The sequence below is a fragment of the Bacillus sp. F19 genome (assembly GCA_023823795.1).
GTDB lineage: Bacteria > Bacillota > Bacilli > Bacillales > Bacillaceae > Bacillus_P.
Genome location: CP085710.1, coordinates 313,182 through 338,011 on the forward strand (window position 1 = coordinate 313,182; position 24,830 = coordinate 338,011).

A 24,830-nucleotide genomic window follows, 5' to 3' on the forward strand; every position below is an offset into this window, starting at 1 on the left:
TGAATGTTAGTTTGCAAGGAAGCTTTTCTTAAAGAATTCAAGCTGGTAGTCCAATGAGATTGGATCGTTGAAATAGAATTCCTTTGCGTTCGCTTCGAATACTTGATTGTTTTTGACTGCAGGAATGTTTTTGTATGTGTCTGTCTCCTGGAATGAAGTATCTCCGTCTGAGTTTTTGCTGAAAATCATATAATCTCCTGCATATTCAGGAAGAACCTCTGCAGAGATGGCATAAAATCCGTCTTTCAATGCCATTTCCGTCACTTTTTCAGGCATTTTCAATTTCATTTCCTGATAAAGAATTTCTGTACCGCGAGCCCAGTTGTCGCCGAATACGTAGAGCTGTTTATCGAAGTTTTCAATAACAGAGACCGTTGCATCTTCGCCGATTTTTGCTTTAATGTCTTCACCAGCAGTTTGTGCGCGGTTTTTGAAGTCATCAATCCAAGCTTGAGCTTCTTTTTCTTTGTTTAAAAGTTTTCCGATTTCAAGGTGCTGTGTTAAGTAATCAACTTTTCCGTAAGTGTACGTAACAGTTGGAGCGATTTCTTTTAACTTATCAATGTTTTTGGTGTTTGAAAGGCCGATTATCAAGTCCGGATTAAGTTCAATGATTTTCTCCAGATTATCATCTGTCACTTCTTCAACACCTTCTAAAGCTTCATAGCGGGGATTCATTTTTGACCATGAATCAACTCCGACAATCTTTGTATCTAACGCCATGACATTTCCTGCGAAAGAGGAAAGGACAATAACACGCTTGGGATCAGCTGGTACTTCAACTGGACCTGATTCTGATTCATAAGTGATGGTGCTTTTTTCTTCTTTTTTATCCGCGCCTTTTTCTTCTGATGCCTCATTGCCGCATGCGCTAAGCAGGACTGAGAGCAACAGCAGGAATGGAATCATTAATTTCTTCATTTTCTTCTGCTCCCTTTATTAGGTTATAGGTCATGCACATTGGTTTATTGGTGCGCGGATCATTTCCAATCACCGCGTCAATATGAAAAACTTCTTTAAGCACATCACGGGAAATGACTTCTTCACATGTTCCGGCTTTCACAATTTCCCCGTCTTTTAGAGCAATGATATAGTCTGCAAAGCGGGCCGCCTGATTTAGATCGTGAAGAACCATGACAATGGTTCGTTCCTGCTCAGCATTTAGTGTTTGCAGAAGCTCAAGCACCTCAAGCTGGTGAGCCATATCAAGATATGTAGTAGGCTCGTCAAGAAAGATAATTTCCGTTTCCTGCGCGAGGGCCATAGCAATCCATACACGCTGGCGCTGACCGCCTGACAGCGAATCGACAGGACGGAATTTATAGTCGGCTGTACCGGTCACCTCAAGAGCCCATTGAATGACCTCATAATCCTTCTTAGTTAATCTGCCGAAGCCCTTTTGGTGAGGGAAACGGCCGTATGAGACAAGCTCGCCAACTGTAAGGCCGGCGGCGCTTTCAGGTGTTTGAGGAAGAATCGCCATTTTTTTAGCCAGTTTTTTTGTTTGTTCTTTAGAAATGGATTTACCGTCGAGCACGACGTCTCCAGACTGAAGAGAAATAATGCGGGTAATCGCTTTCAACAAGGTGGATTTTCCGCAGCCATTTGGACCGATGATGGTTGTGATCTTTTTATCCGGAATACTGACGCTAAGATCTTTTACTATTAGACGTTCACCATATCCAATGTTTACTGACTCGGTAAGTAGGCGCACCATTTTTTCTCCCTCCATTTGCTGAAGAATTGGAAATAATTACTGATAATGATTATCAATATCGAACAAGAAAAGTCTATAATTCTTTTTAACTATTGTCAATAGCTGTTTGTCTTGTCAAAACAGAGAAAACACGATATATTTAATTGAGAATGATAATCAATGATCGTTGGGTGGAAGTGCCATCCTATTAATATAGAGTCTTACGCTAAGGGAGTGTTGAGTGTGGTGGGGCATGAAATATTTGATGTGACGGTTGTAGGGGGCGGTCCTGCGGGGCTTTATTCGGCTTTTTACAGCGGACTGAGAGAAATGAAAACAAAGATAATTGAATATCAGCCGCAGCTCGGCGGAAAAGTTCATGTGTATCCTGAGAAAATGATCTGGGATATAGGAGGACTCACTCCCATTTCCGGAGCACAATTAATTGAGCAGCTGGTTAAACAGGGGTTAACGTTTCATCCTGAAGTTGTGCTGAATGAAAAAGTAGAATCTATCTCAAAAAATGAAGAAGGCATTTTCGTGCTGAAGGCTGCATCCGGACGCACACATTATTCTAAAACCGTTATTGCAGCAGTAGGCGGGGGTATCCTGAATCCTCAGAAGCTCGAAATTGAAGGGGCAGAGAGATTTGAAGTCTCAAACTTGAACTATACTATAAAATCATTAAAGCGCTTTAAGGATAAAACCGTCATCATATCAGGCGGGGGGAATTCGGCCATTGATTGGGCGCTTGAATTAGAGCCAGTTGCTGAGAAAGTATATGTCGTCTACCGGAAGGATGCCTTAAAAGGACACGAAGCACAAGTGACGCAGCTGATGAACAGTACAGCTTCGTGTTTATTCCACACATCCATTACGAAGCTGATGGCATCTGATGATCATGAAAGAATAGAGCGTGTGGAACTGACGAATCATGAAACTGAAGAAAGTTCTTATCTATCTATTGATGAAGTCATCATTAATCATGGGTATGAACGTGATGCGGCGCTGCTTCAAAACAGCCAGCTGAACATTGCGCTTGCAGAAGAGTTCTATATTGCCGGCAATGAATCGAGCGAATCATCTGTTGAAGGTCTTTTTGCTGCAGGCGACATCCTCATGCACAGCGGGAAGCTGCATTTAATCGCCGGAGCTTTTCAGGATGCGGCAAATGCAGTAAACAAAGCAAAGCAGTATATACAGCCAGATGCACACAAATCAGCAATGGTGTCCTCCCATAATGAGGTGTTTAAAGAGCGGAACCGGGAGCTTGTAAAAGAGATGATGAAGTAGTGAAATATTGACAAAGGGCTTTCCGTTTTGGGGAGTCCTTTTTCTTTTAGCAGAAGCTCACCCAACATGCTTGGAAATTCAAAATATGGGGTAATTATACAATTAAATAGTGATGCGGATATCACGTAAAACTAGCAGAACAAAAGATTCATTTGTTCATTAGCTTTACTAGTTAGAAAGTATCGCCCGCTCACACTTACAGCTGTGAGCATAGACTTATTTCCGGCGCCCAATCCAATCCTTCATGTAAAAACCTTCCTTATTCCTATAAAATAGAAGAAAATAATCGATTCGATGCCATCCAATAGGAGGACAACTGAGTGAACTATAAAAAGAAACTAATCATATCAAGCGTAGGTTTATCATTAATGCTCGGAGGGTGTTCTGACATGAATAACGCAGGGACTGAAAAAGAGATTGAAAAACAAACAGCTGCACAAGAAGAAAAGCAAAGGGAAGATGTATTTGTAAGTGTCCAAGATTACAAGGGAGAAGGGTATGAGCTTGATAACGGCGAGAAGACCGACAAAATTGCCGAAGCTAATCGTGAAGAGATTGACCAGGCAGTGAAGGCGTTCTTTCAAGATACATATAAGACAGAGGTGAAAGTGCACAACGTGGTAGGAGCTGTAGACGGAGCAACGGTATTTGTGGAGTCCGTTGGGGAGCCGCATTTTTATACTTTTGCCATTGTGCCGATTGATGTAAATGAAGAGAAGATTCTAACTGATAAGGTTGGGTCTCAAGAAGGTCAGGTAGAAGATGCGATCATGACTGGCTTATTCGCTATGATTTTTGATGAGGAGATAGCTGTTCTTGATCAATACATGGAAAAAGCAGTAAGTGAACATCCGGTAACCGGTATTACTGGAGAGGCTTTACAGAAAGTACGTGCTGGAGGATTTAGCACCCCGTATTATTATATAAATACTGCAGGAGATAAGTTTGACGTTCTTTTTGATGAATATTTGAAAGATCCTCAAAAAAGTTCTGAGGAATGGAAGGCTTTTTACAGCAAAGATATGTATGAGCCAGAAGATATTATTACAACGGTTTATCTTTATATGGAAGATAAAAACGCTGAACCTGACAAAGCAGTATTTGACAAAATCGTTTCTGGTATTGAAAAGACAATAGGTCTGCCTAAAGGCTCCTATAGTGTTTATTTAAATGATAATCTCGTAGATAAGACAAATTCGCGTGGAGTCAAAGACAATTCATTAGAGAGATCATTTCCAAATGACATTATTAGAGAGTGAAAGGGGGGATTAGATGTCTCGCATTACAACAAACGTTTTTGCACCGCCAACAAGTGATAAAGACTTAATGGAATTAGCTGGCTATCATGCTTATATGAATTATGATGTTAGAACCAAACTAAAGATAAATGATTCTAATTATACAGTATTGAATACAAAGAATAATGAAGCAACGGGATTGAATGCATTAACAGTTTTAAACATGGAAAATAAAGAAGTCACTGTCGTCTACGTCGGCACAGACCCTGGACAAAAACAGGATATCCTGACAGATGTTCAACTAATGAGCGATCTGACACCGGCTCAGATTGCTGATGCCAGAGATTACTTCAATGAAATGGATCAGAAATATCAGAGTGCCGGCGGAATCAAGTCGATGTCAGGGAACTCCCTCGGCGGAGCTCTTGTGGGGTCAGTCGCCATTGAACACCCTGATGTAAAAGCAGTTACTCTGAATCCTGCCCTCCTTCCTGCAGGCATGATGGAACCTGACATGGAATACAGCAATATTACAAATTACTTCAGCAGCTATGACCCTTTAACAAAAGGACTGTCTGGTCTTGACCTTCATTCCCGAATTCCCGGCCATCAGTATGAAATTTTCAATGGAATCCCAGTCCCTGCGTTTGAACATTTAGGGACAAACCATACAGGGTATTTACGAAAAGATGACGGTTCTCAATCTTATAAAATTGGGATGCCAGGGCAGCCAGGAGCGGGAGAAATCTTTATAGATGCCGATGCACATATTGTGACGAGCCTCTGGACCGGAAGTCCTCTCTATGGAGGAAATACAGATTACATTGAGATCAATAAAGAAAATCTCATCGTGCTTGCTGAAAGGATAGACAGTCAGGTAAAGGCAAGGATTGCAACAGCAAAAGATTATCTCGCAAATTCTGTAGAAATTATTGAAGATGAGGGAAGCAGGCTGTATGAACGGATTTCCATGCTGCAGCATATTTTTGAGGAGTCATTTGAAAACTCGATTGGTGATCCTCTTTTTATTGGGATTACATCTGCAGGCAGCCGTTTAAAAGGAGAAATAGATGATCTGATTTCTCTGCTGGAGCGCGCGGAAGGTTATTGCAGATCTCTTAACTCTGTTTTAAATTCCCCACCGGCGGAACTTGTGGAGCACATGTTTAATGTTGATGTCAGTGTAGAGGGATTATTCGGAAAAGCCAGGAATCAGCTATATGAGATGAGGGATGAAGTAGACGGGCTCTCTCGAATGCTTGGGAACATGATTTCTGATCTGATTCCAGATTTGTTCAAAGGTGGAACGGAACTTTGGTATGATGCGGTAGTAGGAGAGTTTAGAGCTCATTTTGACATAATAAATGGAAACAAAGATAAACTCGTTGAACATATTGAACAATTCAGAGCTCAAGTAAATGGCACAGCTGATTCATTTGAGAGCAGAGATCATTCAATAGGGGGAAGCATAAGAGCCGGGACAGAGGCAGCAGATGAAGCAGGTCCTGTCCAAAAAACAACATCCTTTGTTTTAGAGGAATCTCCTTATTTGAAAGTGGGCATGCGCATCAAAGAGGTGCAGCTTGATGTGGCGTTCACTGCATTTAAGAGTTTTGCATATATAAAGGTTTTTCCGTTCATCGTTGCTTTAAAAACGCTCGCAGAGTTTATTGAAATGACTCTTGAGGGTATTTCTGTAGCGATAAAAGGAGCAGCAAACCTTGGAATGAACCACACACTGCCGGGAAAACTAATCGGCATTTTTACGGATTTTGATGATAAGATTACTGCTTATGTCCATAACACGCTTAAACCATTGGATGAGATGGCTGCTACTGTTGAAGGGATCAGAGATGGGGCGGAAAGGCTGATGATTCAATTTTCATCCCTAGTTTCAAATTTCCGCCCATACCTTGATCAAGCCATTTTCAATACAACGAGTTATGCGAATGTCCAATTATACAATCTTGCGGCCTTCGCCATTCTCAGAGAAATGGAAATGACGTTTACAGATGTAGTTAAACAGCTTGGGCAAAACAAAGCAAATGCTATCGAGGCCCTTTGCGACGTTTCTCAAAAGGTGACGTCCAATATGGGTATCCTGGGAGAGCAGGTCGACCGCGGGACTATGAACTAAAAGCGTAGACATGAAAGCCGCTTCAATCCAGTGAAGCGGCTTTTTCCATGAATCTGCTGCGAATGTGCTGACATTTGGTTTATGCAAAAGGTTCCGTGTTATTGTTAAGAAAAGATTAAAAATGTAAAAAGAAACAGGATTTTGTCGCTTCGTTCCGAACTCTAATATAGTTAAGCAACTTATCGATAAATGGTTCTAGGAGGAATAGTATGGCTCAAAATGAAACGATGCATCCTAAACTAGGTAAAGTGATTGAAAATATAGAACGTGTCATGGTCGGAAAACGCGATGTAGCAGTGCTCAGTCTGGTTGCCATATTGGCTGAAGGCCACGTTTTGCTTGAAGATGTCCCTGGTGTCGGGAAAACCATGATGGTCAGATCTCTTGCCAAATCGGTAGGAGCAGATTTTAAACGAATCCAATTCACTCCTGATTTATTGCCGTCTGATGTAACAGGAGTTTCTATTTATAATCCGAAAACACTGGAATTTGAATACCGTCCGGGTCCGATTATGGGAAATATCGTCCTTGCCGATGAAATTAACCGTACGTCGCCTAAAACCCAATCCGCGTTATTAGAAGGAATGGAAGAAGCGAATGTTACGGTTGATGGTGTAACGAAATCCCTTGGGCGTCCATTCTTTGTCATGGCAACACAGAACCCGATTGAATACGAAGGCACTTATCCGCTTCCTGAGGCCCAGCTTGACCGTTTCCTTTTCAAAATCAGAATGGGCTATCCAACTCCAGGGGAAGAGCTTGAAATTCTGAACCTCGCTGAAAAAGAAAGACCGATTCACCATATACAGGCTGTCATCACAAAAGAAGAATTAGTAGAACTTCAAAAAGAAATACAGTCAATCTATGTAGATGAGACAGTGAAACGATATATAGTCGAGCTTGTCACAAAGACGCGCAAACATCCTTCCGTTTACTTAGGTGCAAGTCCCCGCGGATCCATCGCACTTATGAAATCCGCACAAGCCTTTGCTTTCCTGTATGGCCGTGACTATGTCATACCGGATGATATCCAATATCTGGCCCCGTATACGCTTCCTCACCGGATGATCCTAAAATCAGAAGCGAAATATGAAGGGAAATCGGCTGAACAGCTGCTCTCTGAAATTATTTCAAGAACTTCTGTGCCGGTGCAAAGGTCGATGAGCAATTAATGAAATCCTTTTTTCTTAAAATCCGCTATGTCTGGAAGCTCGTGAGCCTTATGTTTTTTACGGCTGTCACATATGCATATGCCATGTTTCAGGGAGGATTTGTGAGCTGGTTTTTATTTTACAGCTTTCTGCCGATCTCCATTTATTCGCTTTTGATTGCCATATATCCAATCAGAAGCTTTCAAGTCACACGATCCATCAATCAAGAGCAATTTTTAGTAGGGGAAAAGTTAATTGGGACAATCACGATCAAAAGGAACGTTCCTTTTCCATTGTTCTATTTAATAGTAGAAGACATTTTGCCGGAGAAACTGTCCGCGCAGAAATTAATGAGTGAACCGAAAAAGCTTTTGTTCCCATGGTTTAAGAAGACGATCACCATGCAATATGAATTGAAGCGAATGCCGAGGGGCGAGCACCGCTTTACTGAAGTCCGGGTCCGAACGGGAGATTTGTTTGGCCTTATCGATAAAGAGATGATATTTGAATCAGAAAATTACTTCCTCGTTTATCCCCACTCGGTAGACTTAACCTATCGGCAACATGAGAAGCAGTTTGAACAGGGATCAACAAATTCTAAAGCTAAATTCTGGCAGGATACCACAATGGCAATCGGGATAAGGGAGTATCAGCCTGGTGACCGTTTTTCGTGGATTGACTGGAAGGCAACAGCAAGAAGAGACCGCATCATGACGAAAGAGTTTGAACAAATGCAAAGTCATGATGTCGTGCTCATGATGGACCGGGTAAAGTCGGATGCTTTTGAAGAAATCGTTACATTTTCCGCCTCGCTTACTAGAGCGATTATTAAAAGCGGGGCCAAAATGGGGTTTGTTTCCGTTGGAAAGGAAAAAACAGTGTTCTCCCTGCAGGAAACAGAACGGCACCTGCAGCAGATTTACTATCACCTGGCAAAAGTGGATTGTGACAGCGGGCGTTCTTTTGCAGATGTAATGGAAAGCGAACTGCCGGTTTGGCAATCAAAAAATGTGACGCCGTTGCTCGTAACGGCGAGCCTGTCACTCGATTTAGTCAGAAAACTTGAACTCATTGGAAGTCGGAATCACTCAACGTTTGTGTTCCTCATTAAGAGAGAAGGAGAAAGGATCTCAAGTGAAGAAAAAGTGATGATAGAACGTCTGATGAAACGAAGGATTATGATAAAAGCAGTTAGTGCAGGCAGATTTGAAGATGCATTCAAAGAGGTGAGTACGCAGTGAGCGAAAACTTTGAAAAACAGACATCCGCCTACATCTACTATGGATTTACATTCCTGCTGCTGTGGGAATGGCTAAGGCCGCTGCAGGACTTCACGGAAACAGGGAATACTGTGGTGTTTGTCCTTTTTATTGGACTCAGCTTTTTGTTTATATCGATTAAGGCTCGCTGGTATATAGGGGCTCTAGTTAAAATCTTTTACATTTTATTTGTCCAGCATCTTTTGTTTTTTGAGGGTTCTTTTTTCAGTCCTGCATGGATTGGGTTTTTAATAGGAGATATTAGTAATAATGCAGCATTAATGATGGAAGGAAGCTGGATAGAGATTTCATCACCATTCCGCACACTCCTGTTCTTTGTCCTTTTATGGCTGCTTGTGTATTTGATTAATTACTGGATCATCTTTCAAAAACGCATCATGTTCTTTTTTATCATCACGATTGTCTATGTGACGGTGCTTGATACGTTTACGGAATATGATGCAAGCTTTGCCATTGTAAGAATTGTCGTCATTGGCTTTGTTTTAATCGGTCTGCTTTATCTGGAGAGGATTAAAATCCTTGAAAGAATTAAAAGAGAGCGCTATATGACGATAAAGTGGGTGCTGCCGCTTTCCGCTTTAATCGGCTGCGCCGTGCTGGTCGGCATTCTTTCTCCAAAATCCGAACCGCAATGGCCTGATCCTGTTCCTTATTTGACGGCATATGGGAGCTCGGAGGAAGGACCGAACGGCACGGTTAATAAAATTGGCTATGGTCCTAATGACGAACAGCTTGGCGGAGCTTTTGTCGCTGATGATACCCCTGTTTTTACTGCGGTTGCCGAAGACCGTCATTACTGGAGAGTGGAAACAAAGGATTTATACACGGGTAAAGGCTGGGATGTTTCAGATTCTGATGCAGAATCTGTTCAAATGGATCCTGAAAACATCACCATTTCATCGACGGAAGAAGGGGTAGAAACTGTCCCGCTTACAGCAAGTGTAGAGATTGATAATCGATACCGGTATGACCATGTCATATATCCTGCCGGAATTAAGTCCATCACTCTTCCGCGGGATTCATCTTTAGACGTGAATCCTCTTACGGAACTTATGACGCCGCGTCTGGCAGAGAACAGAGGGAACTTTTCTCCTGGATCGTATGAGGCAGCCTATAAGTTTCCGGACTTTAAAATTGATGAGCTCCGTAAGGTTTCATCAAATAATGGTGTACCGGAGGATATCCGGGCGCGTTTTACCCAGCTGCCTGAGGAGCTTCCTCAGCGGGTGCGGGATTTGGCACTGGAATTAACGTCTGATAACGATAATTACTATGATAAGGCGAAATCCATTGAAACCTACCTAGGAGGGTCGCAGTTTACGTATGAAACGACAGACGTTGCTGTGCCAAGAGGTGAAGAGGATTACGTGGATCAATTTCTTTTTGAAACCTTCAAGGGATACTGTGATAACTTTTCGACCTCGATGATTGTTTTGCTTCGGGCTGCAGATATTCCGGCACGATGGGTAAAAGGGTATTCAGACGGAGCGTTTGTCCAAAACCTTGGCGGGAATCAGAAAGAGTACAAAATTACGAACAATAATGCTCATTCATGGGTAGAGGTTTACTTCAGCGGGATAGGCTGGGTGCCGTTTGAACCGACCAAAAGCTTTTCAAATCCATATGATTTTACGTTTAACTTGGATTCTCAGGAAAGTGCAGAAACGGAAACACCGGAACAATCCCAGCCTGAGAAAGAGCCTGTCCCTGAGGAAAACAAAACTCCGCAGTCAAGCAGCTCAAACAGCAGTTCATGGCCATTTTCCATACAAATTGGAAGTACGGCCTTCTATCTTATCCTGATAGCGGCTGCGATAATTGTCTTTATTTTATATAAAACCAGGTTAAGGTGGATGCCATATTTGATCTTGTACACCTATAAGCACCGAAAAGACGAAAAAGTGTACGGTGATGCATATGTCGCACTGTTAAAGCAGCTTGCGCGTTATGGATTAAAGCGTCAGGAGGGACAGACACTGCGGGACTATGCAAGGTATGTTGATTCCTTTTTTGATGTACGCGATATGACCAAACTGACAGCAAGTTACGAAAAGTCTCTCTACCGAGGAGACAATTCGAAGGAAGAATGGATAAAATCAAAGGAATTGTGGGAAAATTTAATTAAAAAGATATCATCTTGACCGAATGACAGGACATTGTTAGAATAGGGAAAATTAATAGTACTTATCCTTCATATATCCTTGATAATATGGTTCGAGAGTCTCTACCGGATTGCCGCAAATAATCTGACTATGAAGGCAGAATAGACAAGTGTAAAAGCTAGAATTCTGCCTTCTTTTCTTTTTGGATTGAAGGCATAGTTCTAGCTTTTTTTCTTAATTTAAGCAAAAGATGCATCAGTGTCTGACGCATGACCCCTCTTTATTCATAAAGGGGATATCTTTCGAATGAGGTGACCACCCGTGATAAACATGCAAGATGAAATGGTTGTAGTGTTGGATTTTGGAAGTCAATATAATCAATTAATCACCCGCAGGATTCGTGAGCTTGGTGTATACAGTGAGCTTCATCCGCATACACTTACGGCTGAAGAAATCAAGAAGATGAATCCTAAAGGAATCATTCTATCTGGAGGACCAAACAGTGTGTACGGCGAACAGGCTTTCCGCTGTGACGAAAAAATCTTCGACCTTGGCATCCCTGTCCTCGGCATCTGCTACGGCATGCAATTGATGACTCATTCCTTGGGCGGAAAAGTAGAAGCTGCCAACCATCGTGAATATGGAAAAGCGACTTTGAACGTTCAAACAGAAACAGCATTGTTTGCTGATCTGCCAAAACAGCAGATCGTGTGGATGAGTCACGGTGATTTAGTGGCTGATATTCCTAGCGGCTTTATTGTCGATGCAACAAGCCCTGCATGTCCTTTCGCAGCGATCAGCAATGAAGAGCGCCGTCTTTACGGGGTACAGTTCCATCCGGAAGTACGCCATTCTGAGTTCGGAAATGATATGCTGAAAAACTTTGTATTTGGAGTTTGCGGCTGTTCAGAAGAATGGTCAATGGAAAACTTCATTGAAATGGAACTTCAGAAAATCCGTGAGCAGGTCGGCGAAAAGCAAGTTCTTTGTGCATTAAGCGGAGGAGTTGATTCTTCTGTAGTAGCAGTCCTGATTCATAAAGCCATCGGAGATCAGCTGACATGTATCTTTGTTGATCACGGACTTCTTCGTAAAGACGAAGCAGAGGGCGTTATGAAAACATTCAGTGAGGGCTTCAACATGAATGTCATTAAAGTTGATGCAAAAGAGCGTTTCATGGATAAACTGCGCGGGGTCTCTGATCCTGAGCAAAAACGCAAAATCATCGGCAATGAATTCATTTACGTATTTGATGACGAGGCTACAAAACTTAAAGGCATCGAGTTCCTTGCTCAAGGAACTCTTTATACAGATATTATTGAGAGCGGCACGGCAACAGCTCAAACGATAAAATCACATCACAATGTAGGCGGACTTCCAGAGGACATGCAGTTTAAACTGATTGAGCCTTTGAATACCCTATTTAAGGATGAAGTGCGTGCATTGGGGTCTGAGCTCGGAATTCCTGATGAAATCGTTTGGCGCCAGCCTTTCCCTGGACCGGGACTTGGAATCCGTGTATTAGGTGCAATTTCTGAAGAAAAGCTTGAAATCGTTCGTGAATCAGATGCGATTTTACGTGAGGAAATTGCTAAAGCAGGACTTGAAAGAGATATCTGGCAATACTTTACAGTTCTTCCTGACATCCGCAGTGTAGGTGTTATGGGTGATGCAAGAACATATGATTATACAATTGGAATCCGTGCGGTTACTTCAATCGATGGGATGACGTCTGACTGGGCGCGCATTCCGTGGGAAGTGCTTGAGCTCATCTCTACCCGCATTGTGAATGAAGTAAAACATATCAATCGCGTTGTTTATGACATCACGAGCAAGCCGCCAGCAACCATTGAGTGGGAATAGACGAACGAAAACGAACATTTTTAATTAAATGTTCGTTTTTTCGTTGACGACTTTATACCTATGCTGTTAATATGAAGGTACACAAAATTTGTCTAAATACGTCGTATAAAGTTGGGGATATGGCCCAAAAGTTTCTACCAAGCTGCCGTAAAGAGCTTGACTACGAGGTGTTATATAAGATTTGGATTTCGGGATATTTTCTGGAACCTGTCCTATCTAATATCATTGTCGTCAAGCGCTTCCGCAGCAGGGAGCGTTTTTTTGCACTTATTCTATTTTTTTGGCGGGCCCCTTGCTTAAAACGGTGTTAAGATATTAGGAGGATTTTTTAGATGAAGAAGTATTTTCAATTTGAGGAGCTGGGCACCAATTATCGCCGCGAGATTATTGGCGGGTTAACAACCTTCCTGTCTATGGCATATATCTTATTTGTCAATCCGCTGACATTATCCCTTGCGTCAGTGCCTGATATCCCAAATGAGCTTAGAATGGATCAGGGTGCTGTATTTACAGCTACAGCTCTTGCTGCTGCAATCGGGTCCCTGCTGATGGGGCTGATAGCCAGATATCCGATTGCACTCGCGCCGGGTATGGGATTAAATGCTTTCTTTGCTTACACTGTTGTTCTTACAATGGGTATTCCTTGGCAGACTGCCTTATCAGGGGTACTTGTTTCCGGATTGATCTTTATTGTTTTAACAACTTCAGGTCTTCGTGAAAAAATTATCAACTCCATTCCGGAAGAATTGAAACACGCAGTTGGAGCGGGTATCGGATTATTCATCACTTTTGTCGGTTTTCAAAATGCAGGCATAATCACAAATAATGATGCAGTGCTAGTGGGTCTTGGAAATCTGAAAGACGGAAATGCACTGCTTGCTATTTTTGGGGTTTTCATCACAGTCATCTTTATGGTAAAACGCATTAATGGCGGAATCTTCTATGGAATGATCCTTACAGCAATTATGGGCATGATCTTTCAATTAATTGATGTGCCGACCCAAGTAGTAGGAGCTGTTCCGAGTCTTGAGCCAACGTTTGGCGCAGCGTTCCAAAATCTTGATCAGCTGTTTACGCTTCAAATGCTTGTGGTCATTCTGACATTCCTGTTTTCGGACTTCTTTGACACGGCAGGCACTCTTGTAGCTGTTGCCAATCAGGCTGGCCTGATTAAAGACAATAAGCTGCCAAGAGCCAGCAAAGCATTATTTGCCGATTCAGCAGCGACAGTAATCGGTTCTATTTTAGGTACATCTACTACTACATCTTATATCGAATCTTCTGCGGGTGTAGCAGCAGGTGCGAGAACAGGATTTGCTTCTGTCGTAACAGCTGTTCTGTTCTTGCTTGCTCTGTTCTTCTCGCCGCTTCTGAGTGTCATCACGGCGCCAGTTACAGCTCCTGCATTAATTATAGTAGGTATTCTCATGGTTTCTTCTCTTGGAAAAATTGACTGGAACCGATTTGAGATGGCTGTTCCGGCTTTCTTGACAATAATCGCAATGCCATTAACCTACAGCATCGCAACTGGAATTGCCATCGGGTTCATCTTCTATCCGGTTACGATGATTGTAAAAGGAAAAGCAAAAGAGATTCATCCAATTATGTATGGATTGTTCGTCATCTTTATTCTCTACTTCGTCTTTTTGGCAGGATAATAATAGATATGAAAAAAAGAGGTGCTCCGGCATCTCTTTTTTTTGTTGACTTTAGCTTAATAGATTGGTATTCTATCTCTTGTGCCTTTTAAGAGCGCCTTTCAGATAAAAAAATGGCCTTTTTAAAAAACGTTGACTCTCTTAAGTTATCGTGGTTTATTATTATCTGTTGTCGCAAACAAACGACAAAATGAAATGAAAAAAGTTGTTGACTTTATTAATCTGGTATATTATGATTAGAAAGTTGCACTTGAAGCAAATGATCTTTGAAAACTAAACAAAACCAAAAGCGTACCAAACGTTTTAAATTTTTGAAGTCAGCAACAAATTGAGTCACAAATTTTCTTCGGAGAGTTTGATCCTGGCTCAGGACGAACGCTGGCGGCGTGCCTAATACATGCAAGTCGAGCGAACCTCTTCGGAGGTTAGCGGCGGACGGGTGAGTAACACGTGGGCAACCTGCCTGTAAGACTGGGATAACTCCGGGAAACCGGAGCTAATACCGGATAGTATCTTGAACCGCATGGTTCAAGTTGGAAAGACGGTTTCGGCTGTCACTTACAGATGGGCCCGCGCCGCATTAGCTAGTTGGTGAGGTAATGGCTCACCAAGGCAACGATGCGTAGCCGACCTGAGAGGGTGATCGGCCACACTGGGACTGAGACACGGCCCAGACTCCTACGGGAGGCAGCAGTAGGGAATCTTCCGCAATGGACGAAAGTCTGACGGAGCAACGCCGCGTGAGTGATGAAGGTTTTCGGATCGTAAAACTCTGTTGTTAGGGAAGAACAAGTGCGAGAGTAACTGCTCGCACCTTGACGGTACCTAACCAGAAAGCCACGGCTAACTACGTGCCAGCAGCCGCGGTAATACGTAGGTGGCAAGCGTTGTCCGGAATTATTGGGCGTAAAGCGCGCGCAGGCGGTTTCTTAAGTCTGATGTGAAAGCCCCCGGCTCAACCGGGGAGGGTCATTGGAAACTGGGAAACTTGAGTGCAGAAGAGGAGAGTGGAATTCCACGTGTAGCGGTGAAATGCGTAGAGATGTGGAGGAACACCAGTGGCGAAGGCGACTCTCTGGTCTGTAACTGACGCTGAGGCGCGAAAGCGTGGGGAGCGAACAGGATTAGATACCCTGGTAGTCCACGCCGTAAACGATGAGTGCTAAGTGTTAGAGGGTTTCCGCCCTTTAGTGCTGCAGCTAACGCATTAAGCACTCCGCCTGGGGAGTACGGTCGCAAGACTGAAACTCAAAGGAATTGACGGGGCCCGCACAAGCGGTGGAGCATGTGGTTTAATTCGAAGCAACGCGAAGAACCTTACCAGGTCTTGACATCCTTTGCCACTTCTAGAGATAGAAGGTTCCCCTTCGGGGGACAAAGTGACAGGTGGTGCATGGTTGTCGTCAGCTCGTGTCGTGAGATGTTGGGTTAAGTCCCGCAACGAGCGCAACCCTTGATCTTAGTTGCCAGCATTCAGTTGGGCACTCTAAGGTGACTGCCGGTGACAAACCGGAGGAAGGTGGGGATGACGTCAAATCATCATGCCCCTTATGACCTGGGCTACACACGTGCTACAATGGATGGTACAAAGGGCTGCGAGACCGCGAGGTTTAGCCAATCCCATAAAACCATTCTCAGTTCGGATTGCAGGCTGCAACTCGCCTGCATGAAGCTGGAATCGCTAGTAATCGCGGATCAGCATGCCGCGGTGAATACGTTCCCGGGCCTTGTACACACCGCCCGTCACACCACGAGAGTTTGCAACACCCGAAGTCGGTGGGGTAACCGCAAGGAGCCAGCCGCCTAAGGTGGGGTAGATGATTGGGGTGAAGTCGTAACAAGGTAGCCGTATCGGAAGGTGCGGCTGGATCACCTCCTTTCTAAGGATATATGAGGACGCTTTTGGTTTTTGTTTAGTTTTGAGAGATCATTCTCTCTATGATAGAAGACAAATCATCTGATTTGTCAGTTGTTCTTTGAAAACTAGATAACGTAATTGATAACAAGTAATTCACTGAGATTTACGCTTACCATAATTAGTGATTTTCTAGACATTTATGTCTAAACAAACAACGAAATGCGAAACGCATCTTATGATGCGGTTGACCATTTAGGTTAAGTTATGAAGGGCGCACGGTGGATGCCTTGGCACTAGGAGCCGATGAAGGACGGGACTAACACCGATATGCTTTGGGGAGCTGTAAGTAAGCTTTGATCCAGAGATTTCCGAATGGGGAAACCCACTGTTCGTAATGGAACAGTATCTTTATCTGAATACATAGGATAATGAAGGCAGACCCGGGGAACTGAAACATCTAAGTACCCGGAGGAAGAGAAAGCAAACGCGATTTCCCAAGTAGCGGCGAGCGAAACGGAATTAGCCCAAACCAAGAGGCTTGCCTCTTGGGGTTGTAGGACACTCTATACGGAGTTACAAAGGAACGGGGTAGATGAAGCGACCTGGAAAGGTCCGTCAGAGAAGGTAATAACCCTGTAGTCGAAACTTCGTTCCCTCCAGAGTGGATCCTGAGTACGGCGGGACACGAGAAATCCCGTCGGAAGCAGGGAGGACCATCTCCCAAGGCTAAATACTCCCTAGTGACCGATAGTGAACCAGTACCGTGAGGGAAAGGTGAAAAGCACCCCGGAAGGGGAGTGAAAGATCCTGAAACCGTGTGCTTACAAGTAGTCAGAGCCCGTTAATGGGTGATGGCGTGCCTTTGTAGAATGAACCGGCGAGTTACGATCCCGTGCAAGGTTAAGTTGATGAGACGGAGCCGCAGCGAAAGCGAGTCTGAATAGGGCGTTTTAGTACGTGGTCGTAGACCCGAAACCAGGTGATCTACCCATGTCCAGGGTGAAGTTCAGGTAACACTGAATGGAGGCCCGAACCCACGCACGTTGAAAAGTGCGGGGATGAGGTGTGGGTAGCGGAGAAATTCCAATCGAACCTGGAGATAGCTGGTTCTCTCCGAAATAGCTTTAGGGCTAGCCTCAAGTATGAGAGTCTTGGAGGTAGAGCACTGATTGGACTAGGGGCCCTCATCGGGTTACCGAATTCAGTCAAACTCCGAATGCCAAAGACTTGCTCCTTGGGAGTCAGACTGCGAGTGATAAGATCCGTAGTCAAGAGGGAAACAGCCCAGACCACCAGCTAAGGTCCCAAAGTATACGTTAAGTGGAAAAGGATGTGGAGTTGCTTAGACAACCAGGATGTTGGCTTAGAAGCAGCCACCATTTAAAGAGTGCGTAATAGCTCACTGGTCGAGTGACTCTGCGCCGAAAATGTACCGGGGCTAAACGTATCACCGAAGCTGTGGACTGTTCTTACGAACAGTGGTAGGAGAGCGTTCTAAGGGCGTTGAAGCTAGACCGTAAGGACTGGTGGAGCGCTTAGAAGTGAGAATGCCGGTATGAGTAGCGAAAGAGGGGTGAGAATCCCCTCCACCGAATGCCTAAGGTTTCCTGAGGAAGGCTCGTCCGCTCAGGGTTAGTCGGGACCTAAGCCGAGGCCGAAAGGCGTAGGCGATGGACAACAGGTTGATATTCCTGTACCACCTCCTCACCATTTGAGCAATGGGGGGACGCAGGAGGATAGGGCAAGCGCGCTGTTGGATATGCGCGTCCAAGCAGTTAGGCTGAGAAGTAGGCAAATCCGCTTCTCATATAAGGCTGAGCTGTGATGGCGAGGGAAATTTAGTACCGAAGTTCCTGATTCCACACTGCCAAGAAAAGCCTCTAGCGAGGTGAGAGGTGCCCGTACCGCAAACCGACACAGGTAGGCGAGGAGAGAATCCTAAGGTGAGCGAGAGAACTCTCGTTAAGGAACTCGGCAAAATGACCCCGTAACTTCGGGAGAAGGGGTGCTTTTTAGGGTTCATAGCCCTGAAAAGCCGCAGTGAATAGGCCCAGGCGACTGTTTAGCAAAACACAGGTCTCTGCGAAGCCGCAAGGCGAAGTATAGGGGCTGACGCCTGCCCGGTGCTGGAAGGTTAAGAGGAGAGGTTAGCGCAAGCGAAGCTTTGAATTGAAGCCCCAGTAAACGGCGGCCGTAACTATAACGGTCCTAAGGTAGCGAAATTCCTTGTCGGGTAAGTTCCGACCCGCACGAAAGGCGTAACGATCTGGGCACTGTCTCAACGAGAGACTCGGTGAAATTATAGTACCTGTGAAGATGCAGGTTACCCGCGACAGGACGGAAAGACCCCGTGGAGCTTTACTGTAGCCTGATATTGAATTTTGGTACAGCTTGTACAGGATAGGTAGGAGCCTTGGAAGCCGGAGCGCCAGCTTCGGTGGAGGCATTGGTGGGATACTACCCTTGCTGTATTGAAATTCTAACCCACAGCCCTGATCGGGCTGGGAGACAGTGTCAGGTGGGCAGTTTGACTGGGGCGGTCGCCTCCTAAAATGTAACGGAGGCGCCCAAAGGTTCCCTCAGAATGGTTGGAAATCATTCGCAGAGTGTAAAGGCACAAGGGAGCTTGACTGCGAGACCTACAAGTCGAGCAGGGACGAAAGTCGGGCTTAGTGATCCGGTGGTTCCGCATGGAAGGGCCATCGCTCAACGGATAAAAGCTACCCCGGGGATAACAGGCTTATCTCCCCCAAGAGTCCACATCGACGGGGAGGTTTGGCACCTCGATGTCGGCTCATCGCATCCTGGGGCTGTAGTCGGTCCCAAGGGTTGGGCTGTTCGCCCATTAAAGCGGTACGCGAGCTGGGTTCAGAACGTCGTGAGACAGTTCGGTCCCTATCCGTCGTGGGCGCAGGAAATTTGAGAGGAGCTGTCCTTAGTACGAGAGGACCGGGATGGACGCACCGCTGGTGTACCAGTTGTCTTGCCAAAGGCATCGCTGGGTAGCTATGTGCGGAAGGGATAAGTGCTGAAAGCATCTAAGCATGAAGCCCCCCTCAAGATGAGATTTCCCATCACATTAGTGAGTAAGAACCCTGAAAGATGATCAGGTTGATAGGTCTGAGGTGGAAGCGCGGTGACGTGTGGAGCTGACAGATACTAATCGTTCGAGGACTTAACCACAGTCTAATATGTGTAAATGTAAGTGAATCTTGTTATCAAACGTTATCTAGTTTTGAAAGAATAACATTCTTTCTAATCAATTGCATATTGTCTGGTGATGATGGCAAAGAGGTCACACCCGTTCCCATGCCGAACACGGAAGTTAAGCTCTTTAGCGCCGATGGTAGTTGGGGGTTTCCCCCTGTGAGAGTAGGACGTTGCCAGGCTGTAGCAAATGATGGCGAGCAGCTTTTGCTGTAAGTGATCTGCGGTTCATTCCGCTAAGCTATTATTTTTTTAAAAAAAGTTGTTGACTTTATTAATCTAGTATATTATGATTAGAAAGTTACACTTGAAGCAAATGATCTTTGAAAACTAAACAAAACCAAAAGCGTACCAAACGTTTTAAATTTTGAAGTCAGCAACAAATTGAGTCACAAATTTTCTTCGGAGAGTTTGATCCTGGCTCAGGACGAACGCTGGCGGCGTGCCTAATACATGCAAGTCGAGCGAACCTCTTCGGAGGTTAGCGGCGGACGGGTGAGTAACACGTGGGCAACCTGCCTGTAAGATTGGGATAACTCCGGGAAACCGGAGCTAATACCGGATAGTATCTTGAACCGCATGGTTCAAGTTGGAAAGACGGTTTCGGCTGTCACTTACAGATGGGCCCGCGGCGCATTAGCTAGTTGGTGAGGTAATGGCTCACCAAGGCAACGATGCGTAGCCGACCTGAGAGGGTGATCGGCCACACTGGGACTGAGACACGGCCCAGACTCCTACGGGAGGCAGCAGTAGGGAATCTTCCGCAATGGACGAAAGTCTGACGGAGCAACGCCGCGTGAGTGATGAAGGTTTTCGGATCGTAAAACTCTGTTGTTAGGGAAGAACAAGTGCGAGAGTAACTGCTCGCACCTTGACGGTACCTAACCAGAAAGCCACGGCTAACTACGTGCCAGCAGCCGCGGTAATACGTAGGTGGCAAGCGTTGTCCGGAATTATTGGGCGTAAAGCGCGCGCAGGCGGTTTCTTAAGTCTGATGTGAAAGCCCCGGCTCAACCGGGGAGGGTCATTGGAAACTGGGAAACTTGAGTGCAGAAGAGGAGAGTGGAATTCCACGTGTAGCGGTGAAATGCGTAGAGATGTGGAGGAACACCAGTGGCGAAGGCGACTCTCTGGTCTGTAACTGACGCTGAGGCGCGAAAGCGTGGGGAGCGAACAGGATTAGATACCCTGGTAGTCCACGCCGTAAACGATGAGTGCTAAGTGTTAGAGGGTTTCCGCCCTTTAGTGCTGCAGCTAACGCATTAAGCACTCCGCCTGGGGAGTACGGTCGCAAGACTGAAACTCAAAGGAATTGACGGGGGCCCGCACAAGCGGTGGAGCATGTGGTTTAATTCGAAGCAACGCGAAGAACCTTACCAGGTCTTGACATCCTTTGCCACTTCTAGAGATAGAAGGTTCCCCTTCGGGGGACAAAGTGACAGGTGGTGCATGGTTGTCGTCAGCTCGTGTCGTGAGATGTTGGGTTAAGTCCCGCAACGAGCGCAACCCTTGATCTTAGTTACCAGCATTCAGTTGGGCACTCTAAGGTGACTGCCGGTGACAAACCGGAGGAAGGTGGGGATGACGTCAAATCATCATGCCCCTTATGACCTGGGCTACACACGTGCTACAATGGATGGTACAAAGGGCTGCGAGACCGCGAGGTTTAGCCAATCCCATAAAACCATTCTCAGTTCGGATTGCAGGCTGCAACTCGCCTGCATGAAGCTGGAATCGCTAGTAATCGCGGATCAGCATGCCGCGGTGAATACGTTCCCGGGCCTTGTACACACCGCCCGTCACACCACGAGAGTTTGCAACACCCGAAGTCGGTGGGGTAACCGCAAGGAGCCAGCCGCCTAAGGTGGGGTAGATGATTGGGGTGAAGTCGTAACAAGGTAGCCGTATCGGAAGGTGCGGCTGGATCACCTCCTTTCTAAGGATATATGAGGACGCTTTTGGTTTTTGTTTAGTTTTGAGAGATCATTCTCTCTATGATAGAAGACAAATCATCTGATTTGTCGGTTGTTCTTTGAAAACTAGATAACGTAATTGATAACAAGTAATTCACTGAGATTTACGCTTACCATAATTAGTGATTTTCTAGACATTTATGTCTAAACAAACAACGAAATGCGAAACGCATCTTATGATGCGGTTGACCATTTAGGTTAAGTTATGAAGGGCGCACGGTGGATGCCTTGGCACTAGGAGCCGATGAAGGACGGGACTAACACCGATATGCTTTGGGGAGCTGTAAGTAAGCTTTGATCCAGAGATTTCCGAATGGGGAAACCCACTGTTCGTAATGGAACAGTATCTTTATCTGAATACATAGGATAATGAAGGCAGACCCGGGGAACTGAAACATCTAAGTACCCGGAGGAAGAGAAAGCAAACGCGATTTCCCAAGTAGCGGCGAGCGAAACGGAATTAGCCCAAACCAAGAGGCTTGCCTCTTGGGGTTGTAGGACACTCTATACGGAGTTACAAAGGAACGGGGTAGATGAAGCGACCTGGAAAGGTCCGTCAGAGAAGGTAATAACCCTGTAGTCGAAACTTCGTTCCCTCCAGAGTGGATCCTGAGTACGGCGGGACACGAGAAATCCCGTCGGAAGCAGGGAGGACCATCTCCCAAGGCTAAATACTCCCTAGTGACCGATAGTGAACCAGTACCGTGAGGGAAAGGTGAAAAGCACCCCGGAAGGGGAGTGAAAAGATCCTGAAACCGTGTGCTTACAAGTAGTCAGAGCCCGTTAATGGGTGATGGCGTGCCTTTGTAGAATGAACCGGCGAGTTACGATCCCGTGCAAGGTTAAGTTGATGAGACGGAGCCGCAGCGAAAGCGAGTCTGAATAGGGCGTTTTAGTACGTGGTCGTAGACCCGAAACCAGGTGATCTACCCATGTCCAGGGTGAAGTTCAGGTAACACTGAATGGAGGCCCGAACCCACGCACGTTGAAAAGTGCGGGGATGAGGTGTGGGTAGCGGAGAAATTCCAATCGAACCTGGAGATAGCTGGTTCTCTCCGAAATAGCTTTAGGGCTAGCCTCAAGTATGAGAGTCTTGGAGGTAGAGCACTGATTGGACTAGGGGCCCTCATCGGGTTACCGAATTCAGTCAAACTCCGAATGCCAAAGACTTGCTCCTTGGGAGTCAGACTGCGAGTGATAAGATCCGTAGTCAAGAGGGAAACAGCCCAGACCACCAGCTAAGGTCCCAAAGTATACGTTAAGTGGAAAAGGATGTGGAGTTGCTTAGACAACCAGGATGTTGGCTTAGAAGCAGCCACCATTTAAAGAGTGCGTAATAGCTCACTGGTCGAGTGACTCTGCGCCGAAAATGTACCGGGGCTAAACGTATCACCGAAGCTGTGGACTGTTCTTACGAACAGTGGTAGGAGAGCGTTCTAAGGGCGTTGAAGCTAGACCGTAAGGACTGGTGGAGCGCTTAGAAGTGAGAATGCCGGTATGAGTAGCGAAAGAGGGGTGAGAATCCCCTCCACCGAATGCCTAAGGTTTCCTGAGGAAGGCTCGTCCGCTCAGGGTTAGTCGGGACCTAAGCCGAGGCCGAAAGGCGTAGGCGATGGACAACAGGTTGATATTCCTGTACCACCTCCTCACCATTTGAGCAATGGGGGGACGCAGGAGGATAGGGCAAGCGCGCTGTTGGATATGCGCGTCCAAGCAGTTAGGCTGAGAAGTAGGCAAATCCGCTTCTCATATAAGGCTGAGCTGTGATGGCGAGGGAAATTTAGTACCGAAGTTCCTGATTCCACACTGCCAAGAAAAGCCTCTAGCGAGGTGAGAGGTGCCCGTACCGCAAACCGACACAGGTAGGCGAGGAGAGAATCCTAAGGTGAGCGAGAGAACTCTCGTTAAGGAACTCGGCAAAATGACCCCGTAACTTCGGGAGAAGGGGTGCTTTTTAGGGTTCATAGCCCTGAAAAGCCGCAGTGAATAGGCCCAGGCGACTGTTTAGCAAAAACACAGGTCTCTGCGAAGCCGCAAGGCGAAGTATAGGGGCTGACGCCTGCCCGGTGCTGGAAGGTTAAGAGGAGAGGTTAGCGCAAGCGAAGCTTTGAATTGAAGCCCCAGTAAACGGCGGCCGTAACTATAACGGTCCTAAGGTAGCGAAATTCCTTGTCGGGTAAGTTCCGACCCGCACGAAAGGCGTAACGATCTGGGCACTGTCTCAACGAGAGACTCGGTGAAATTATAGTACCTGTGAAGATGCAGGTTACCCGCGACAGGACGGAAAGACCCCGTGGAGCTTTACTGTAGCCTGATATTGAATTTTGGTACAGCTTGTACAGGATAGGTAGGAGCCTTGGAAGCCGGAGCGCCAGCTTCGGTGGAGGCATTGGTGGGATACTACCCTTGCTGTATTGAAATTCTAACCCACAGCCCTGATCGGGCTGGGAGACAGTGTCAGGTGGGCAGTTTGACTGGGGCGGTCGCCTCCTAAAATGTAACGGAGGCGCCCAAAGGTTCCCTCAGAATGGTTGGAAATCATTCGCAGAGTGTAAAGGCACAAGGGAGCTTGACTGCGAGACCTACAAGTCGAGCAGGGACGAAAGTCGGGCTTAGTGATCCGGTGGTTCCGCATGGAAGGGCCATCGCTCAACGGATAAAAGCTACCCCGGGGATAACAGGCTTATCTCCCCCAAGAGTCCACATCGACGGGGAGGTTTGGCACCTCGATGTCGGCTCATCGCATCCTGGGGCTGTAGTCGGTCCCAAGGGTTGGGCTGTTCGCCCATTAAAGCGGTACGCGAGCTGGGTTCAGAACGTCGTGAGACAGTTCGGTCCCTATCCGTCGTGGGCGCAGGAAATTTGAGAGGAGCTGTCCTTAGTACGAGAGGACCGGGATGGACGCACCGCTGGTGTACCAGTTGTCTTGCCAAAGGCATCGCTGGGTAGCTATGTGCGGAAGGGATAAGTGCTGAAAGCATCTAAGCATGAAGCCCCCCTCAAGATGAGATTTCCCATCACATTAGTGAGTAAGAACCCTGAAAGATGATCAGGTTGATAGGTCTGAGGTGGAAGCGCGGTGACGTGTGAAGCTGACAGATACTAATCGTTCGAGGACTTAACCACAGTCTAATATGTGTAAATGTAAGTGAATCTTGTTATCAAACGTTATCTAGTTTTGAAAGAATAACATTCTTTCTAATCAATTGCATATTGTCTGGTGATGATGGCAAAGAGGTCACACCCGTTCCCATGCCGAACACGGAAGTTAAGCTCTTTAGCGCCGATGGTAGTTGGGGGTTTCCCCCTGTGAGAGTAGGACGTTGCCAGGCTGTAGCAAATGATGGCGAGCAGCTTTTGCTGTAAGTGATCTG

At 45.9% G+C, this 24,830-nt stretch carries 10 protein-coding genes, 6 rRNA genes and 2 riboswitches; of the genes, 14 read left to right on the forward strand and 2 right to left on the reverse strand.

All coding sequences use genetic code 11. The annotated features are described in order from the left end of the window. Window positions 1–6 precede the first annotated feature (6 nt). The gene (locus LIT25_01810; protein ID USK34182.1) at window positions 7–921 is read right to left on the reverse strand and encodes an iron-hydroxamate ABC transporter substrate-binding protein; all 915 of its coding nucleotides are present in this window, start codon (window positions 919–921) and stop codon (window positions 7–9) included. Beyond that, window positions 872–1,717: an ABC transporter ATP-binding protein gene (locus LIT25_01815; protein USK34183.1), complete on the reverse strand. Its 846-nt coding sequence runs from the start codon at window positions 1,715–1,717 to the stop codon at window positions 872–874. The genes LIT25_01810 and LIT25_01815 overlap by 50 nt, the downstream gene beginning before the upstream one ends. A 222-nt stretch (window positions 1,718–1,939) precedes the next feature. Between LIT25_01815 and LIT25_01820 the strand changes: the two genes are divergently transcribed. The 14 genes from LIT25_01820 to rrf (LIT25_01885) all read left to right on the forward strand — a co-directional run bounded on the left by LIT25_01820 (window position 1,940) and on the right by rrf (LIT25_01885) (window position 24,788). Then, a complete protein-coding gene (locus LIT25_01820; protein ID USK34184.1) occupies window positions 1,940–2,989 on the forward strand; it encodes an NAD(P)/FAD-dependent oxidoreductase in 1,050 nt (349 codons plus the stop codon). A 320-nt stretch (window positions 2,990–3,309) separates the two neighbouring features. Next, window positions 3,310–4,248: a DUF1672 domain-containing protein gene (locus LIT25_01825; protein USK34185.1), complete on the forward strand. Its 939-nt coding sequence runs from the start codon at window positions 3,310–3,312 to the stop codon at window positions 4,246–4,248. Window positions 4,249–4,261: 13 nt separating this feature from the next. Then, window positions 4,262–6,364, forward strand: a complete 2,103-nt coding sequence (locus LIT25_01830) for a hypothetical protein (protein USK34186.1) — start codon at window positions 4,262–4,264, stop codon at window positions 6,362–6,364. A 209-nt stretch (window positions 6,365–6,573) separates the two neighbouring features. Continuing rightward, entirely contained in the window at window positions 6,574–7,536 is a 963-nt protein-coding gene (locus LIT25_01835; GenBank protein ID USK34187.1) for a MoxR family ATPase, read from the forward strand. A 101-nt stretch (window positions 7,537–7,637) separates the two neighbouring features. Next, window positions 7,638–8,756 carry a DUF58 domain-containing protein gene (locus tag LIT25_01840; GenBank protein USK34188.1) on the forward strand — a complete coding sequence of 373 codons (1,119 nt, stop codon included), beginning with the start codon at window positions 7,638–7,640 and terminating at the stop codon, window positions 8,754–8,756. Further along, complete coding sequence (locus LIT25_01845) at window positions 8,753–10,936, forward strand: transglutaminaseTgpA domain-containing protein (protein USK34189.1); 2,184 nt, start codon at window positions 8,753–8,755, stop codon at window positions 10,934–10,936. The genes LIT25_01840 and LIT25_01845 overlap by 4 nt, the downstream gene beginning before the upstream one ends. Window positions 10,937–10,966: 30 nt before the next feature. Further along, window positions 10,967–11,068: riboswitch (purine riboswitch) on the forward strand. Window positions 11,069–11,218: 150 nt separating this feature from the next. Beyond that, on the forward strand, window positions 11,219–12,760 hold the full coding sequence (guaA, locus tag LIT25_01850; GenBank protein USK34190.1) for a glutamine-hydrolyzing GMP synthase: 1,542 nt from the start codon (window positions 11,219–11,221) through the stop codon (window positions 12,758–12,760). 81 nt (window positions 12,761–12,841) lie between these two features. Continuing rightward, window positions 12,842–12,943, forward strand: a riboswitch (purine riboswitch). Window positions 12,944–13,092: 149 nt separating this feature from the next. Further along, window positions 13,093–14,418 (forward strand): NCS2 family permease, encoded by a 1,326-nt coding sequence (locus LIT25_01855; GenBank protein USK34191.1) that lies wholly within the window; start codon window positions 13,093–13,095, stop codon window positions 14,416–14,418. Between the two features lie 343 nt (window positions 14,419–14,761). After that, window positions 14,762–16,298, forward strand: a 16S ribosomal RNA gene (locus LIT25_01860). Between the two features lie 233 nt (window positions 16,299–16,531). Further along, a 23S ribosomal RNA gene (locus LIT25_01865) occupies window positions 16,532–19,459 on the forward strand. 90 nt (window positions 19,460–19,549) lie between these two features. Beyond that, window positions 19,550–19,665 (forward strand): 5S ribosomal RNA (gene rrf / locus LIT25_01870). Between the two features lie 217 nt (window positions 19,666–19,882). Continuing rightward, window positions 19,883–21,419, forward strand: a 16S ribosomal RNA gene (locus LIT25_01875). Window positions 21,420–21,652: 233 nt separating this feature from the next. Continuing rightward, window positions 21,653–24,582, forward strand: a 23S ribosomal RNA gene (locus tag LIT25_01880). Between the two features lie 90 nt (window positions 24,583–24,672). Then, window positions 24,673–24,788: ribosomal RNA gene (rrf, locus tag LIT25_01885) — 5S ribosomal RNA — on the forward strand. The 16S, 23S and 5S rRNA genes sit together here, the layout of an rRNA operon. Window positions 24,789–24,830 lie beyond the last annotated feature (42 nt).

Coding starts and splice junctions, on each gene's coding strand:
- LIT25_01815 (USK34183.1), bottom strand. CDS start 1,717: ATGGTGCGCCTACTTACCGAGTCAGTAAACATTGGATATGGTGAACGT.
- LIT25_01855 (USK34191.1), top strand. CDS start 13,093: ATGAAGAAGTATTTTCAATTTGAGGAGCTGGGCACCAATTATCGCCGC.
- LIT25_01835 (USK34187.1), top strand. CDS start 6,574: ATGGCTCAAAATGAAACGATGCATCCTAAACTAGGTAAAGTGATTGAA.
- LIT25_01830 (USK34186.1), top strand. CDS start 4,262: ATGTCTCGCATTACAACAAACGTTTTTGCACCGCCAACAAGTGATAAA.
- LIT25_01810 (USK34182.1), bottom strand. CDS start 921: ATGAAGAAATTAATGATTCCATTCCTGCTGTTGCTCTCAGTCCTGCTT.